Here is a 15,488-nt window from a genome sequence, read left to right on the forward strand (position 1 = left end):
TTTATAGTAAATAGGGAGAATTTCCGGCGGCCTTGGCAGAAGATGCAAAAAGCGGGCGGGGAAAGCATCCCCGCCCGCCGGCGTATGGCATTTCAGTTTTGTGTTTATTCCGCAGCGCTGCTTTCGCTGGCCTGAGAGCTCACTTCAGAGCTGGCCTCGCTGGAAGCGGACGCGCTGCTCTCAGAGCTGGTTTCGCTCTCTGCGCTGGAAGAGCTGGAGGAAGCGGAGCTTTCCGTCTCAGAAGAGGCAGAGGAGGTGCCAGAGCGGTTGCTGTCCGTCACCAGAGAGGAGACCTTCTGCCGGTCCATAGCGGCCTGGTTGAGCTCAACCCCTTCCACGGAAGCGGCCTGCTCATTCACATAGTCAGTGAACTCCTCGCCCTTCATCGTGGCCAGCAGGTTGAGTTCCTGGTCCTCGTTCCCCGCGATGTTTTCATCGTAATAATCGCTGATGGAAAGGCGGCGCAGCACATAATAGCCGCTGTCGGTCTCTGCAAGGACAGCCTCGCCGTCATCCGCAGAAGTCAGGGCGTTATACAGCTCGGTGATCAGCCCGGTGGAGGTGGCAGCGGTGGCCTCCTGATAGGTGGCCTCCGTGCCAGACTCCGCAGAGTAATCGTCCGAGGCCTCGCTGACGGTCAGGTCCCCGTCGTTGATCTGGTCCACATAGCCCTCCAGCTGGGTCCGCAGCTCCTCCTTGGCGCTGTCGTCCAGATCCACGGAGTTGCCTTCCTCGTCTGTGGTGGTCAGGGGCACATAGAAGTATTCAAAGCTGTAGTAGAGGCCGGTGTAGTAGTCCTTCATGGCGCCGTCCTCCAGGGCCAGCTCGCCCCCTTCGCCGTACATGGCCTGCATCACCTTCTGAGACTTGACATTGTACTCGCCATAGGCCTTCTGGAAGGAGGACTGGGCAATGCCCAGCTCCTCAAAGGTGCTCCCGTAATAAGACCACAGGCTGTTTGCCGCATTTTCCGCCTGGCTCTGGTCCTCTTCGGTCATCTCCAGGCCGTATTCGGCCATCTTGTCGTTGATGTAATAATAGGACTGCACATACGTCAGGGCCCGGTCCTTAATCCACTGCTCGGCGTCCTCCCCGTCGATCTGGGCGTCCAGCACATGGGTGGAGGAGTCCACCTGGCTGGCGGCTTCCGTGTAAGCGCTGTAAAGGTAATAGATATACCCGCCGATGGGCAGCGTATCATCGTCCTTCCGGGCGGCCCAGGTCATATTTTCATCGTAGCAGCCGGCAAAGCTCAGGCACATGGCCAGTGCAAGCACCGCTGCCGCGGCGCGTTTCCAAATGTTTCTCATGGGTGATCATGCCTTTCAAAAAAATTGTTTACACAAAGAACGACAAACATTATACCCCACTTTTCCCGGTTTGTCTACACGGAAATTGTGAACTTCACGCTCTGGCAGGGGAAGAGACATCCTGCATGGCAGAAAGGGTCTCGGCCAGAGCCTCCAGGGGGGGCTGGCCGGCCATCTTCACGCTGATATAGGGGCGGCTCCCGGCGGAGAGCAGCACCCGGCCCCCCAGGGCCTTGATAAGGGGACCCACCTCTGCCACATCGAACTTCTGCTTGTAAACCAGCAGGGAATCCCCCTGCTGCTTCACCTCGGTAATGCCAAGGCGAGAGGCGGTGTTGCGCAGCAGGGCAATGTCCAAAAGCCCCTTTACCGAGGCGGGGGGCTCGCCGAACCGGTCAATCAGCTCGTCGGTCACGTCCATGGCGTCCTCCTGGGTCTCCACCTCGGCAATGCGCCGGTACACGTCCAGGCGCAGGCTCAGGCTGTCGATGTAGCTCTCGGGGATGTGGGCCTGCACCTGCAGGTCCACCAGGCACTCCTGGTCCACCGGGCGCACGGGTTCCTCCCCTTTCATCAGGGTGACGGCCTCGTTTAAGAGCTTTACATACATGTCATAGCCCACGGCCTCCATGTGGCCGTGCTGCTCGCCGCCCAGCACATTCCCGGCCCCCCGGATCTCCAGGTCCCGCATGGCGATTTTGAAGCCCGAGCCAAACTCCGTGAACTCCCGGATGGCGGAAAGCCGCTTCTGGGCGATCTCTGTCAGAACCTTGTTGGGGGTGTAGGTCAGATAGGCGTAGGCCCGGCGGCTGCTGCGGCCCACCCGGCCCCGCAGCTGGTGCAGCTGGGAAAGGCCCATCCGGTCGGCGTTTTCAATGATAAGGGTGTTGGCGGTGGGCACATCCACGCCGGTCTCGATGATGGTGGTGCACACCAGCACGTCGATCTCGTGGTCCAACAGCTGGCGCCACACTTCAGAGAGCTCCTCTTCGGTCATCTTCCCGTGGCCAATGCCGATGCGGGCCTCCGGCACCCGCTGCTGGATGCGGGTGGCCGCGCTCTGGATGGAGGCCACATCGTTGTGCAGGTAGTACACCTGGCCGCCCCTTCGCAGCTCCCGGCGGATGGCGTCCGCCAAAATCCCCATGTCGTACTCCAGCACATAAGTCTGCACCGGGTGCCGGTCGTGGGGGGGCTCCTCAATGACGGACATGTCCCGAATGCCAGAGAGGGCCATGTTCAGGGTGCGGGGGATAGGGGTGGCGGAAAGGGTCAGCACGTCGGCGGTGCTGCACATCTGCTTCAATTTTTCTTTTTGGGCCACGCCGAACCGCTGCTCCTCGTCGATGATGACCAGCCCCAGGTCGTGGAAGCGCACGTCCTTGGAAACCAGCCGGTGGGTGCCCACAATGATGTCGATGCTGCCCCGCTTCACCTTCCGCAGGATCTCGTCCTGCTGCCTGGGGGTGCGGAACCGGGAGAGCAGCTCCACGTCCACGGGAAAGCCCTCCATCCGCCGCAGGATGGTCTGGTAGTGCTGCCAGGCCAGGATGGTGGTGGGCACCAGGATGGCGCACTGTTTCCCGGCGGTGACGCACTTAAACGCCGCCCGCAGGGCCACTTCGGTCTTGCCAAAGCCCACATCGCCGCACAGAAGCCGGTCCATGGGCACATCCCGCTCCATGTCGTCCTTGATCTCGTTGATGCACCGCAGCTGGTCCTCAGTTTCATCAAACTCAAAGTGGGATTCAAAGTCGTGCTGCCACTCCCCGTCCGGGGGGAAGGCAAAGCCCTTCTGCTGCATCCGCTGGGCATAGAGCTGGATCAGCTCCTTGGCGATGTCCTTTACTGCCGAGCGCACCTTGGCCTTCTGGCGCTGCCAGTCCGCGCCGCCCAGGCGGTTCAGCTTTACCGCCGAGTCCTCCCGGGGGCCGATGTATTTGCTCACCAGGTCCAGCTGGGTGACAGGCACATACAGCGTGTCATTTTTGGCGTAGCGCACCTTGATGTAGTCCTTGGTGACGCCGTTCATCTCCAGTTTATGGATGCCCTCAAACAGGCCGATCCCGTGGGTGGCGTGGACCACATAGTCCCCCGGAGAGAGCTCCGACAAGCTGGAGATCTCCTTGCTGTTCTTGTCCCGCTTGCGCTTCTTCTGCCGGACCTCCGCCATGCGCCCGTGGGAGATCAGGGCAAAGTTGGCCTCCGGCAGCTCCATTCCGGCGGAAAGGGTTCCTGGGGTGACGGTCACCGTCCCCGCGGCTGCGGTGGAGGGGTCCTCTAAAAAGCCGGCTGGCAGGCCCAGCCGCTTCAGGTCCTCCGTGAGGGATTCCCCGGCCCGGCGGGTGCCGCAGAGCACCACACAGGCCCGGCCCAGGTCCAGCAGAGGGCGCAGGTCTTCGGTCAGCACTTGGGTGCTGCCGCCCCACACGGGCAGCTGCTTCACGTTCATGTTCACCAGGGTGCGGGTGGGCACCTCATAGCTGCCCCGGGCGAACAAGTCCAGAAACAGGGTGGGAACCTCCTGGGCCTTTCCCAGGGCATACTCCCAGTCCCCGCTGTAGGTGTCCAAGCCTTTGCACAGCACGCCCTCCGCCAAGTAGCTTTTCAGATCCTCGCCCCACTGCCACAGGGTGGTGCGCATCCGTTCCTTCAGCTTGTTCCCCTCTGAGAAGAACAGCAGGCTGCCCTCTGCCGGGAAGTAGTCCAGCAGGGTGGCGGTCTCCGGATAGAGGAGGGATATATATTTGTCCAGGGAACCAATGCGCAGGCCGTTTTTCAGCTTTTCCGCCTCGCCGCGCAGGATCTCCTTGGCCTTGGGGGCGTTTTTTCCCCGCAGGGAGGCAGCCAGCTTTTCGATTTTCGCCGCCAGGGCTAGGGGCTTTTCCGCAATGGCCTCCACACAGGGGGCCAGGGTCACCTGGTCCACGGGGTCGGTACGGCGCTGGCTTCCAATGTCGAAATAGGAGAGGGAGTCGATCTCGTCCCCCCAGAACTCCACCCGCACCGGGGCGCTGGCGCTGGGGGAGTAGAAGTCCACAATGCCGCCCCGGCGGCTGAACTGCCCCGGTCCCTCAATCTGGTCCTCCCGGGTGTAGCCGCACTGCACCAGGGCGGAAAGCAGGTCCTCAATCTCCATCTGAGCCCCTGCCTCCAACGGGTAGAGGCGGCGTTGAAGCTCCTGAGGGCCCATGGTGTATTGCAGGGCGGCGTCCACACAGGCCACCACGCAGTCACAGGTGCCGTTCTCCAGTTTTGAGAGCACCTCCAGCCGCAGCCGCTCATACTCATGGGAGGTCCCCGCCGCGTCCCGGAAGCCGAAGTCCCGCAGGGGGTAGGGGAGGGGCCGCAGCCCCAGGGCCCGCAGGTCCTCGCAGAAGCGCTGGGCCTCCGCCTCGTCCGCGGCCAGCACCAGGGCCCTGCGGCCGGTCTTTTGGCACAGCGAGGCGATGACGCAGCATTTGTGAATGCCTGAGAGCCCTGTTACCGCAGCGGGAAGCGCCCCGCCGGCCACCGCGCCCTCCAAGCGGGCGTAATCGGGCCAGCGGCTCAACGCGTTGTAAATGAGCTTCATTCCAGCATTCCTCCTTCTTTCTGCCAGAGGGGGGAAGCCCCTCAGCTGTTGTACAGGTTCATGGCCTTGTCCACGCTGCCCGAGACAATCAGCTCCGCGGCGGCCGCGGCGTTTTCCAAGGCGGTGTCCAGCTCCTTTTTCTCCTGCTCCGTAAAACGGGAAAGCACCCAATCCGCCAAATTATAATCGGGATGGGGCTTTTTGCCCACCCCCAGCTTGATGCGGGGGAACTGGTCCGAGCCGGAGAGGTAGATGATGTTCTTCATGCCGTTGTGGCCCCCGTCGCTGCCTTTGCGGCGGATGCGCAGGCGGCCCGGTTCCAGGTTGATGTCGTCGAAGATCACCAGCACCTTTTCCGGGGGCAGCTTGTAGAACTGCATGGCTTCCTTCACGGACTGGCCGCTCAGGTTCATGTATGTGGAGGGCTTTAGGAGCAGCGCCTTTTTCCCGCCCAGGCGGCACTCTCCCACCAGCCCCTTAAATTTGACCTTTTTCATCTCCGCGTGGTGTTTTGCGGCGATGGCGTCCAGGGCCATAAAGCCGGCGTTGTGCCGGGTTCCTTCATATTGTTTGCCCGGGTTCCCCAGGCCCACAATGAGAAATTCCACCGGGCCGGGGGCGGGACTGCTTTTTTGAAATAAGCGCAGCATGGCGTTTTGACCTCCGCTGTAAAAATGATGTGGTTGTTTGGGGAAAAGAGGGGCACGAAAGCAGGGCGGGCCGGAGCTTCCGGCCCGCCTGAAACAATCGTCATACATCTTTATTATGCCAAAGTTTTTCTTGTTTTGCAAGTCCCCGGCAGCCCCGAAAAGAAAAAATGCCCCCGTTTTCCAAAAGCATGAAAAAAGTTTTCTTTTCTTCCATTTTGTACTGGCATTTTGCAGAAGACTTTGCTATAATTCCTAATAGGAGACCGTTCGGACAGGCTTTTTGCCTGGGCCGGCGTTTCACTCTGCTGTCACCCGGAGAGGCCGTGTTATGTGGGCCAGCGTCCGGTTGAACATTATTAGGAGGTAAGTTACCAATGAGCCACAAGTATGTCTATCTGTTCAGCGAAGGCGACGGTTCCATGCGTGAGCTTCTTGGCGGCAAGGGCGCGAACCTGGCGGAAATGACCAAGCTCGGCCTGCCTGTCCCCCAGGGCTTTACCATCAGCACGGAAGCCTGCACCCAGTACTATGAGGACGGCCGTCAGATCAACGATGAGATCCAGGCCCAGATCATGGAGTATGTGGGTAAGATGGAGGAGATCACCGGCAAGAAGTTCGGCGATAAGGAGAACCCCCTGCTGGTCTCTGTCCGCTCTGGCGCCCGCGCTTCCATGCCCGGCATGATGGACACCATCCTGAACCTGGGCCTCAACGAGGACGTCGTGGAGGTCATGGCCAAGAAGTCCGGCAATGCCCGCTGGGCTTATGACTGCTACCGGAGATTCATCCAGATGTACTCCGACGTGGTTATGGAAGTGGGCAAGAAGTACTTCGAGGAGCTTATCGACCAGATGAAGGAAAAGCGCGGCGTCACCATGGACACCGAGCTCACCGCTGACGACCTGAAGGAACTGGCCGAGCAGTTCAAGGCCGAGTACAAGCAGAAGATCGGCACTGACTTCCCCACCGACCCCAAGGAGCAGCTGATGGGCGCCGTCAAGGCCGTGTTCCGCTCTTGGGACAACCCCCGCGCCAACGTGTACCGCCGCATGAACGAGATTCCCTATTCCTGGGGCACCGCTGTCAACGTGCAGATGATGGCCTTCGGCAACATGGGCGATGACTGCGGCACCGGCGTGGCCTTTACCCGCAGCCCCTCCACCGGCGAGAAGAAGCTCTTCGGCGAGTTTTTGACCAACGCCCAGGGCGAGGACGTGGTGGCCGGTATCCGCACCCCCATGCCCATCTCCCAGATGGCTGAGAAGTTCCCCGAGGCCTTCAAGCAGTTCCAGGAAGTCTGCAACCTGCTGGAGAGCCACTATCACGATATGCAGGATATGGAGTTCACCGTGGAGAACGGCAAGCTCTACATGCTGCAGACCCGTAACGGCAAGCGCACCCCCGCTGCCGCCATCAAGATTGCCTGCGACCTGATCGACGAGGGCATGAAGACCGAGCAGGAAGCCCTGCTGATGCTGGATCCCAAGCAGCTGGACGCTCTGCTCCATCCCCAGTTCGATCCGGAAGCCCTGAAGGCTGCCACTCCCGTGGCCAGCGCTCTGGCTGCTTCCCCCGGCGCCGCCTGCGGCAAGATCGTCTTTACCGCTGAGGACGCTGTGGAGCAGGGTTCCGCCGGTGAAAAGGTGGTCCTGGTCCGCCTGGAGACCTCTCCCGAGGACATTGAGGGCATGCAGTACGCACAGGGCATCCTGACCGTGCGCGGCGGCATGACCAGCCACGCGGCCGTTGTGGCCCGCGGCATGGGCACCTGCTGTGTCTCTGGCTGCGGCGACATCAAGATGGATGAGGAGAACAAGAAGTTCACCCTGGCCGGCCGCGAGTACCATGAGGGCGACTATATCTCCCTGGACGGCACCACCGGCAACATCTACGGTGAGGCCATCCCCACTGTGCCCGCATCCACCGAGGGCGGCTATTTCGGCCGCATCATGGAGCTCTCTGACAAGTACCGTCAGCTGGAGGTCCGCACCAACGCCGACACTCCCCGTGACGCCAAGCAGGCTGTGGCCTTCGGCGCGCAGGGCATCGGCCTGTGCCGTACCGAGCACATGTTCTTCGATCCCGACCGTATCGCTGCCATCCGTGAGATGATCTGCTCTGACACTGTGGAGCAGCGCAAGGCCGCTCTGGCCAAGCTGGAGCCCATGCAGCAGGGCGACTTTGAGCAGCTGTATGAGGCCCTCGGCGGCCGCCACGTCAACATCCGCTTCCTGGATCCCCCGCTGCACGAGTTCGTTCCCACTGAGGAAAAGGACATCGAGCTGCTGGCCCAGGCTCAGGGCAAGACTGTGGAGGACATCAAGGCCATTATCTCCTCTCTGCATGAGTTCAACCCCATGATGGGCCACCGTGGCTGCCGTCTGGCTGTCACCTACCCCGAGATTGCCGAGATGCAGACTGAGGCCGTCATCAAGGCTGCCATCAACGTGCAGAAGGCTCATCCCGATTGGAACATCGTGCCCGAGATCATGATTCCCCTGGTGGGCGAGGTCAAGGAGCTGAAGTTCGTCAAGAAGACCGTCACCGAGACTGCAGACCGCATCATCGCCGAGGCTGGCGTGGACCTGAAGTACAAGGTCGGCACCATGATCGAGATTCCTCGCGCCGCCATCACCGCTGACAAGATTGCGGAAGAGGCCGAGTTCTTCTCCTTCGGCACCAACGACCTGACTCAGATGACCTTCGGCTTCTCCCGTGACGACGCCGGCAAGTTCCTGGGCGCCTACTATGAGAACAAGATCTATGAGAACGATCCCTTCGCCCGTCTGGACCAGGAGGGCGTTGGCCAGCTGGTGAAGATTGCTGCCGAAAAGGGCCGCGCTACCCGTCCCGACATCATTCTGGGCATCTGCGGCGAGCATGGCGGCGATCCCAGCTCCATCGAGTTCTGCCACAACGTGGGCCTGAACTACGTCTCCTGCTCTCCCTTCCGTGTTCCGATCGCCCGTCTGGCTGCTGCTCAGGCTGCGATCAAGAACCCCCGCAAGTAAGAGCTGAGGGAAACACAAAGCAATACGCGGCGTAAGCTGCAGAGAAGGCTGTGAAGCAATTCGCGGCCTTCTTTTTTTGCCCGAAAGTCCCTCTCTTCTCATTTGCCCGGAACTGTGTTACAATAAAAGGACGGAAAAGCGAGGGGAGGGGAGTCCATGCTGTATGCGGCCCGGTATGAGGAGCGTTTTGCCAGCCGCCAGGAAGAGCTGTCCCACCAGCGGGCCCTGTCGGAGCGCCTGCTCCAGTGGGCCCTGAAAGAGGAATTTGGCCTGGAGCTCTCTGCCCTGGTCCGGGGGAAGGGGGCCTCTGGTAAACCTTATTTTCTGGGCTGCCCCATACAGTTCAGCGTAAGCCATACCCGCGGCTTGGTTTGCTGTGGCCTTAGCGGCGCCCCTTTGGGCGTGGATGCGGAGAGCCCTCGCCCCTGTAAGGAAGCCTTGATCCAGCGGGCGTGCAACCAGGAGGAGCTTACCTGGCTGGCGGGTCAAAAAGAGCGGGAAACGGCCTTTCTCTCCCTGTGGACCCTGAAGGAGAGCGTGATGAAGCTCTCTGGGCAAGGGCTGGGCTTTGGCTTGAAAAACGCTTCCTTTACCTTTCCGGGGGGAGAACCCCGCTTTCGGGACCAGGGGGTGCTGCTTTCCCAGTTCTCCCTTCCGGGAGGATTCGTGGTTTCCGCCGCCTCCAGGGAAGAGCAGTTTCCTGGCATACAGCTGGTGGAGCTTATGTAAATCATTCATATCTGCCCCATTTCTCTCATAGGAATACCACAAGGAATCAAACAGAGAGGAACGGTGGAAGATGGTCGTATCGCTGAAAGCCAATCGAAAACGGATCCTGGCATTTTTTGTGCTGGCCCTGGTCGTGGTGGGAGCGCTTTTCTTCCTGCACGGCGGGGAGCAGGAGGAGCAAGAGCCCATCCCAGGGGGGACCAATGAGGAGCGCGTGGCCTTTTTGGAGAGCTTCGGCTGGCAAGTCCAAACAGAGCCCACAGAGACCCGTGAGGTTATGATCCCCGCCCAGTTTAACGATGTGTACACTGCCTACAATGTCATGCAGCAAGCCCAGGGCTTTGACTTGAAGCCCTATGCCGGGGAAATCTGCACCCAGTATTTGTACAAGGTGGAGAACTACCCCGATGAGACAGAGGTCTATGCCACCCTTTTAGTCTATGGGGACCAAATCATCGGCGGGGACCTTGCCAGCAGCCAGGTGGACGGCTTCATGCACGGCTTTGCCCCGGACAGCGCCCGCTTTGGAGAGACCGGCGCAGGTGGGGCAGAGAGCTCCCCGGCTGAAACCTCAGCCTCCCCACAGGCGAGTGTTTCCCCAGAGAGCTCCCCGGCAGTTTCGGCTGAAAGCGGCGGGGAAAGCACAGTGACAGGGCAGGCAGAGGCTTCTGCGGAAAGTGCCGCCAGCGGGACGGCAGGCGAGGTGGAGACCGGAGGAGAGCCTCTTCCTGAGGAGGCCTATCCCACGGACTAAAGACGGAAGGAAAGGGACGTGAAAAAGGCATGATGGAACGGCTGGATAAATTTCTGGCGGCCCAGGGGAAGGGCACCCGCAAGGAGGTGGGGCGCCTCATCCGCTCTGGAGCAGTGGCCGTGGATGGCGTCCCCGTACGGGACCCGGCCGCCAAGGTGGACCCTTCCTGCCAGACGGTGGCAGTGGGGGGGAGCCCTATCCTTTGGCAGGAGCACCTGTATATTATGATGAATAAGCCGGCGGGGGTGCTCTCCGCCACGGAGGACCGCCGCCAAAAGACCGTGCTGGACCTGCTCCCGGAGGACCTGCGCCGCCGGGGGCTTTTCCCCGCTGGCAGGCTGGACAAGGATACCACCGGCCTGCTGCTCATCACCGACGACGGGGATCTGGCCCACCGGATGCTCTCCCCAAAGAAGCATGTTTACAAGCTGTATCAGGCCCGGCTGGATGCCCCCGTCACTCCGGAGGATGTGCGGGCTTTTGAGGAGGGCGTCCGCTGGGGGGAAGAGGTTTACGCCCCCGCCCGCCTGTGGGCCGGGGAAGGGGACCCGTTTGTGGCTTTCGCCCAGGTCCATGAGGGGCGTTTTCACCAGGTAAAGCGGATGTTCCAGGCCCGGGGAAAGACTGTGCTTTCCCTCAAACGCCTCAAGATAGGGGGGCTCTCCCTGGACAGTACACTACAGGAAGGGGAGTGCCGCCTGCTGGCGCCTGAAGAAGTGTGTCAAATTCTTCGTTAGCAAGTTGTACTAAAATTAAGTGGGTGATTTGTGTTTTAGGGAAAGTCCATAAAGGGCGGGAAAAATCTTTGGGCAAATAAAGACTTTCGCCGGATGGCTGAATCTGTTATACTTATAGCAATCAAAAATGACCGTGAAGCAGCCTTTGCGGATGTGGTCATGAAAAATAGGAGGAATATCCGAATGGCAAGTTTAACTCTGAAAAATATTTACAAGATCTATGCCGGCGGCGTTACTGCGGTCACTGATTTCAACCTGGACATCGAGGATAAGGAGTTTATCATCCTGGTTGGCCCCTCTGGCTGCGGCAAGTCCACCACCCTGCGTATGATCGCCGGTCTGGAAGAGATCAGCAAGGGCGAGCTGTACATAGGCGACGTGCTCTCCAATGACATCGCCCCCAAGGATCGCGATATCGCCATGGTGTTCCAGAACTACGCTCTGTATCCCCACATGACCGTGTTTGACAACATGGCTTTCGGTCTGAAGCTGCGCAAGACCCCCAAGGATGAGATTAAGCGCCGCGTGGAAGAGGCTGCCCGCATTCTGGACATCTCTCACCTGCTGGACCGCAAGCCCAAGGCTCTGTCCGGTGGCCAGCGGCAGCGTGTTGCTCTGGGCCGTGCTATCGTCCGTGACCCCAAGGTCTTCCTGCTGGACGAACCCCTTTCCAACTTGGACGCCAAGCTGCGTGCTCAGATGAGAACCGAGATTGCCAAGCTGCATAAGCGCCTGGGCACCACCTTTATTTACGTTACTCACGACCAGACTGAGGCTATGACCATGGGCGACCGCATCGTGGTTATGAAGGACGGCTTCATTCAGCAGGTCGATACTCCTCAGAACCTGTACGACTATCCCGTCAACGAGTTCGTGGCCGGCTTCATGGGCTCTCCTCAGATGAACTTCATCGACGCCAAGCTGGGCAAGAACGGCAACGATTACACCCTGACCTTTGGCGCCTGCACCATCACCGTTCCCAAGAAGAAGGCCGATGGGGCTGTGGCCAACCTGGCTGACTATGTGGGCAAGGAAGTTGTGTTCGGCATCCGTCCCGAGGACGTCCATGACGAGCCCGAGTTCATCGAGAAGGTTGGCGGCGCTCATGTGACCGCTGACGTGGAAGTTACCGAGTTGATGGGCGCTGAGACTTATCTGTACCTGAACTGCGAGGGCAGCGCTGTTACCGCCCGTGTGGAGCCCACCTCCACCGCCAAGTCCGGCGATAAGTCCAAGATTGCCTTCGACCTGAACAAGATGCATCTGTTCGACAAGGAAACTGAGAAGACCATCCTCAACTAAAAATTTGCCATTCAAGCAGGGGCGCCAGCAATGGTGTCCCTGTTTTTTATCTGATTTTAGGAAAAATGCCGGTCTTTTTTTAAAAAATGCTTGAATTTTTTCTTCCGATTCTGTAAAATAAAGCTGTGTAACTGTTTCTTCTGGCGCAGAGCGTCCCAGTAGGGCAGGCGCCTATTGAATTTTTTGCGGGGGAGTTTGCCCCCTGTGCCATAAAGAAAGGGGAAGAGTCATGTCAAACAGATTGTTTCAGGGGATCATCCATCAGATGCGGGATACGATCGACCGCACCATCGGCGTTGTGGATGACTCCTCGGTGATCATCGCCTGCAGTGAGCTGGGCAAAATTGGCGAGGTGTGCGAGGAAATCACACCGGAGGAGATGGCCTCCTCCGAGGTTTTCCTGACCGACGGATACAGCTTTAAGTCCTTTGGAAGCCGTCCCCGGCCGGAGTATGCCGTCTTTGTGGCGGGCAACGACCCGGAGGCCCAGAAGTATGTCAAGATCCTGGCAGTCTCCCTCAGCAGCATCAAGCAGTACTACGATGAGAAATACGATCGCGGCAACTTTATTAAGAATGTGATCCTGGATAACATCCTGCCCGGTGACATCTACCTGAAGAGCCATGAGCTTCACTTCGATTCCGATGTGAGCCGCGTGTGCATGCTGGTAAAGATCGCTGAAAAGAACGATATTTCCGCTTATGATGTGCTCCAAAATCTGTTCCCCGATAAGAACAAGGACTTTATCATCAACATCAATGAAACGGATATCGCTTTGGTGAAGGAGATTAAGCCCAGCATTGATGAAAAGGACATCGACAAGCTGGCCAGCTCCATTGTGGATACCCTTTCCAGCGAGTTCTACACCCAGTGCACCGTGGGCATTGGCACGGTGGTCAACAATATCAAGGACTTGGCGCGCTCCTTTAAAGAGGCCCAGGTGGCCCTGGAGGTGGGCAAGGTCTTTGATACAGAGCGTGCCATTGTCAGCTATAACCACCTGGGGATTGCCCGGTTGATTTATCAGCTGCCCACCACGCTGTGCGAGATGTTCCTGAAGGAGGTCTTCCGCAAGGGTTCTATTGACGCCCTGGACCACGAGACGCTGTTTACCATCCAGCGCTTTTTTGAGAACAGCCTGAATGTCTCCGAAACCTCCCGTAAGCTCTTTGTCCACCGCAATACGCTGGTCTATCGCCTGGAAAAGATCAAGAAGATCACCGGCCTGGACCTGCGCGAGTTTGAAGATGCCATCGTCTTCAAGGTGGCTTTGATGGTGAAGAAATACCTCTCCAACAATCCAGTTAAGTTCTAACCGCAGGTGCGTGTAGTTGCCTGTGTTTCAGGAATCGTAACAATTTATTTCTTATAAAGAATGATACAGGTGGCACCCATTGGTATAATAAAAGCTATGCCGATGGGTGCTGTCCTGTGTGTGGGACGCCTTTGAGGGCGGCTTTCACGCCCTCTAAGCAGTTATGGGGAAGGGGCCGGCCAGGCTTCCCTTGCTTCTTTAACCCTTTCAGAGAAAGGCAGGTCATAGGCTTGATAGAATTTCGCAATGTATCCAAGGTGTACAACAATGGAACAGAGGCTCTGCACAACATCAATTTGACGGTGGAAAAGGGAGAGTTCGTGTTCATTGTGGGCTCCTCGGGGGCCGGTAAAAGCACGTTTTTAAAGCTTGTCATGTGCGAAGAGAGGCCCAACTCCGGCCAGATCATCGTGGACGGCGTGGATGTGACCCGCATCCGCAAGCGGAAGATTCCCTACATCCGCAGGAAGATGGGCATTGTTTTCCAGGATTTCCGCCTGATAGATCACATGACGGTTTACGACAATGTGGCGTTTGCCATGCGTGTGGTGGGGGCTTCTGCCAAGTCCATCCGCAAGCGGGTGCCCTATATCCTCAGCCTGGTCGGCCTGCAGCACAAGGCAAAGCATTACCCCACAGAGCTTTCTGGCGGCGAACGCCAGCGTGTGGGCTTGGCGCGCGCGCTGGTGAATAACCCCACGATGATTGTGGCGGACGAGCCCACGGGCAACATCGACCCCGCCCTCTCCTTTGAAATTGTAGACCTTCTCAGCGAGATCAACCGCCGGGGCACCACCGTGCTTATGGTGACCCACGAGCACTCTCTGGTCAAACACTTCCACAAGCGCATCATCCAGATCCACTCCGGTGAAATCGTGGCGGACACGGCTGAAATGGCGGATGTCTACGCGCCTCCAGAGCGCTATGAAAGCCCGGAGGAGGCGGTGGAGAACGACGATGATTACGCCGAGTACGATAATCAGGAAACCTATGAGGAAGATTACCCCGCAGCCGCAGAGCCTGCCGTCCAGGAGGAGTATGGCGAGTTCCAGGAGATGGATGCCGAACCCCTGGAGGATGGGGAAGAGGAGTCCGCGGAGGACATTGCCGAGGAAATCCTGCGGGAGCAGGAACTTCAGGAGGACAGCAGTGAGGAGGTGGAGAGATGAGCCTGCACAGTATTGGCTATCTGTTCCGGGAGGGCTTAAAGAGCCTTTGGAAAAACCGCACCATGACAATCGCTTCTGTAGGCGTTCTGATTGCCTGCCTGCTGATGACGGGTGTTGCCGGGTTGCTCTCTATGAACCTTTCCTCTACCATGACCTCCATTGAGGGCAGCAATACCTTGACGGTCTACCTGCGGGAGGATGTGCCCTCCCTGACAGCGGTGCGCATTGGCGAGGAACTGCGTCAAATCAACAATATTGCGGAATGCACCTTTGTCCCTAAGGACGATGCCCTCTCGGGCATTATGCAGGGAATGGACAGCAGCAGTACCCTGTTTGAAAGCTTTACGGGCGACAATAACCCTCTTCCCGATGCCTATGAGATTTCGCTGGAGGATTTGAGCCTGTATGACCAAACCATCAGCGCCATCAAAGCGGTGGACGGCGTGGACCGCATTTCCGATTACCGCAGCGTGGCGGTTCGCCTAAGCAGCCTGGACCGGCTGGTGCGGTACTGCAGCATTGGCATTGTGACAATCCTGGCAGTGGTTTCCCTGTTCATCATTGTCAACACGGTGAAGGTGACGATTTTTTCCCGCCGCATGGAAATCAGCATTATGAAATCCGTGGGCGCTACTAACGGATTTGTGCGGATGCCCTTCATTGTAGAGGGTGTGGTAATCGGCCTGCTCTCCGGGGCGGTTTCCGCTACGATCCTGTATTTTGCCTACGATTGGGCGGTAGAGGTTGTCTATGCCTTGGTTCCCTGGCTGGCCATTGTGGATATCCACCCCTATGTGTGGTTCCTTTATGGGGCCTATCTGGTGGTGGGCATGCTGTTTGGCCTGTTGGGCGGCACCATTTCCATTGGCAAGTATTTGAAAAAAGAGGGCGAGAACGCGATTGTATAACAGCGCTGGCGCCCCGCATAGAATAGAGT

At 58.7% G+C, this 15,488-nt stretch carries 10 protein-coding genes and 1 pseudogene; 8 read left to right on the plus strand and 3 right to left on the minus strand.

Annotated features, from left to right (window positions below):
* Positions 1–104: 104 nt before the first annotated feature.
* From ODJ80_RS03760 to pth, 3 genes are all read right to left on the minus strand, one after another.
* On the minus strand, positions 105–1,310 hold the full coding sequence (locus ODJ80_RS03760; protein WP_263040979.1) for a hypothetical protein: 1,206 nt from the start codon (positions 1,308–1,310) through the stop codon (positions 105–107).
* Positions 1,311–1,404: 94 nt separating this feature from the next.
* Positions 1,405–4,884 (minus strand): transcription-repair coupling factor, encoded by a 3,480-nt coding sequence (gene mfd / locus ODJ80_RS03765; protein WP_263040980.1) that lies wholly within the window; start codon positions 4,882–4,884, stop codon positions 1,405–1,407.
* 41 nt (positions 4,885–4,925) lie between these two features.
* Positions 4,926–5,534: an aminoacyl-tRNA hydrolase gene (gene pth, locus ODJ80_RS03770; RefSeq protein ID WP_263040981.1), complete on the minus strand. Its 609-nt coding sequence runs from the start codon at positions 5,532–5,534 to the stop codon at positions 4,926–4,928.
* Between the two features lie 374 nt (positions 5,535–5,908).
* On the opposite strand from pth, the gene ppdK reads away from it, so the two are divergent.
* From ppdK to ftsX, 8 genes and pseudogenes are all read left to right on the plus strand, one after another.
* Positions 5,909–8,545: a pyruvate, phosphate dikinase gene (ppdK, locus tag ODJ80_RS03775; protein WP_178864105.1), complete on the plus strand. Its 2,637-nt coding sequence runs from the start codon at positions 5,909–5,911 to the stop codon at positions 8,543–8,545.
* Between the two features lie 156 nt (positions 8,546–8,701).
* On the plus strand, positions 8,702–9,274 hold the full coding sequence (locus ODJ80_RS03780) for a 4'-phosphopantetheinyl transferase family protein (RefSeq protein ID WP_263040982.1): 573 nt from the start codon (positions 8,702–8,704) through the stop codon (positions 9,272–9,274).
* Between the two features lie 70 nt (positions 9,275–9,344).
* The gene (locus ODJ80_RS03785; protein ID WP_263040983.1) at positions 9,345–10,028 is read left to right on the plus strand and encodes a DUF4830 domain-containing protein; all 684 of its coding nucleotides are present in this window, start codon (positions 9,345–9,347) and stop codon (positions 10,026–10,028) included.
* Positions 10,029–10,057: 29 nt separating this feature from the next.
* Complete coding sequence (locus tag ODJ80_RS03790) at positions 10,058–10,765, plus strand: pseudouridine synthase (protein WP_317619859.1); 708 nt, start codon at positions 10,058–10,060, stop codon at positions 10,763–10,765.
* 183 nt (positions 10,766–10,948) lie between these two features.
* Positions 10,949–12,067, plus strand: a complete 1,119-nt coding sequence (locus tag ODJ80_RS03795) for an ABC transporter ATP-binding protein (RefSeq protein ID WP_178864108.1) — start codon at positions 10,949–10,951, stop codon at positions 12,065–12,067.
* 229 nt (positions 12,068–12,296) lie between these two features.
* Entirely contained in the window at positions 12,297–13,382 is a 1,086-nt protein-coding gene (locus ODJ80_RS03800; protein WP_178864109.1) for a PucR family transcriptional regulator, read from the plus strand.
* A gap of 230 nt (positions 13,383–13,612) precedes the next feature.
* A pseudogene (gene ftsE, locus ODJ80_RS03805) lies at positions 13,613–14,266 on the plus strand (cell division ATP-binding protein FtsE); the annotation flags it as partial.
* Between the two features lie 281 nt (positions 14,267–14,547).
* Complete coding sequence (gene ftsX, locus ODJ80_RS03810) at positions 14,548–15,459, plus strand: permease-like cell division protein FtsX (RefSeq protein WP_178864111.1); 912 nt, start codon at positions 14,548–14,550, stop codon at positions 15,457–15,459.
* The last annotated feature ends 29 nt before the right edge of the window (positions 15,460–15,488 follow it).

It is taken from the genome of Acutalibacter sp. LFL-21, from assembly GCF_025630755.1.
Classification (GTDB): Bacteria; Bacillota; Clostridia; order Oscillospirales; family Acutalibacteraceae; genus Acutalibacter; species Acutalibacter stercoravium.

Bases quoted from the DNA above. Each gene is read 5' to 3' on its own strand.
- ppdK (WP_178864105.1), top strand. From the start codon at position 5,909: ATGAGCCACAAGTATGTCTATCTGTTCAGCGAAGGCGACGGTTCCATG.
- ODJ80_RS03760 (WP_263040979.1), bottom strand. From the start codon at position 1,310: ATGAGAAACATTTGGAAACGCGCCGCGGCAGCGGTGCTTGCACTGGCC.
- ODJ80_RS03795 (WP_178864108.1), top strand. From the start codon at position 10,949: ATGGCAAGTTTAACTCTGAAAAATATTTACAAGATCTATGCCGGCGGC.
- ODJ80_RS03785 (WP_263040983.1), top strand. From the start codon at position 9,345: ATGGTCGTATCGCTGAAAGCCAATCGAAAACGGATCCTGGCATTTTTT.
- ODJ80_RS03790 (WP_317619859.1), top strand. From the start codon at position 10,058: ATGATGGAACGGCTGGATAAATTTCTGGCGGCCCAGGGGAAGGGCACC.
- ftsX (WP_178864111.1), top strand. From the start codon at position 14,548: ATGAGCCTGCACAGTATTGGCTATCTGTTCCGGGAGGGCTTAAAGAGC.
- mfd (WP_263040980.1), bottom strand. From the start codon at position 4,884: ATGAAGCTCATTTACAACGCGTTGAGCCGCTGGCCCGATTACGCCCGC.
- pth (WP_263040981.1), bottom strand. From the start codon at position 5,534: ATGCTGCGCTTATTTCAAAAAAGCAGTCCCGCCCCCGGCCCGGTGGAA.
- ODJ80_RS03800 (WP_178864109.1), top strand. From the start codon at position 12,297: ATGTCAAACAGATTGTTTCAGGGGATCATCCATCAGATGCGGGATACG.
- ODJ80_RS03780 (WP_263040982.1), top strand. From the start codon at position 8,702: ATGCTGTATGCGGCCCGGTATGAGGAGCGTTTTGCCAGCCGCCAGGAA.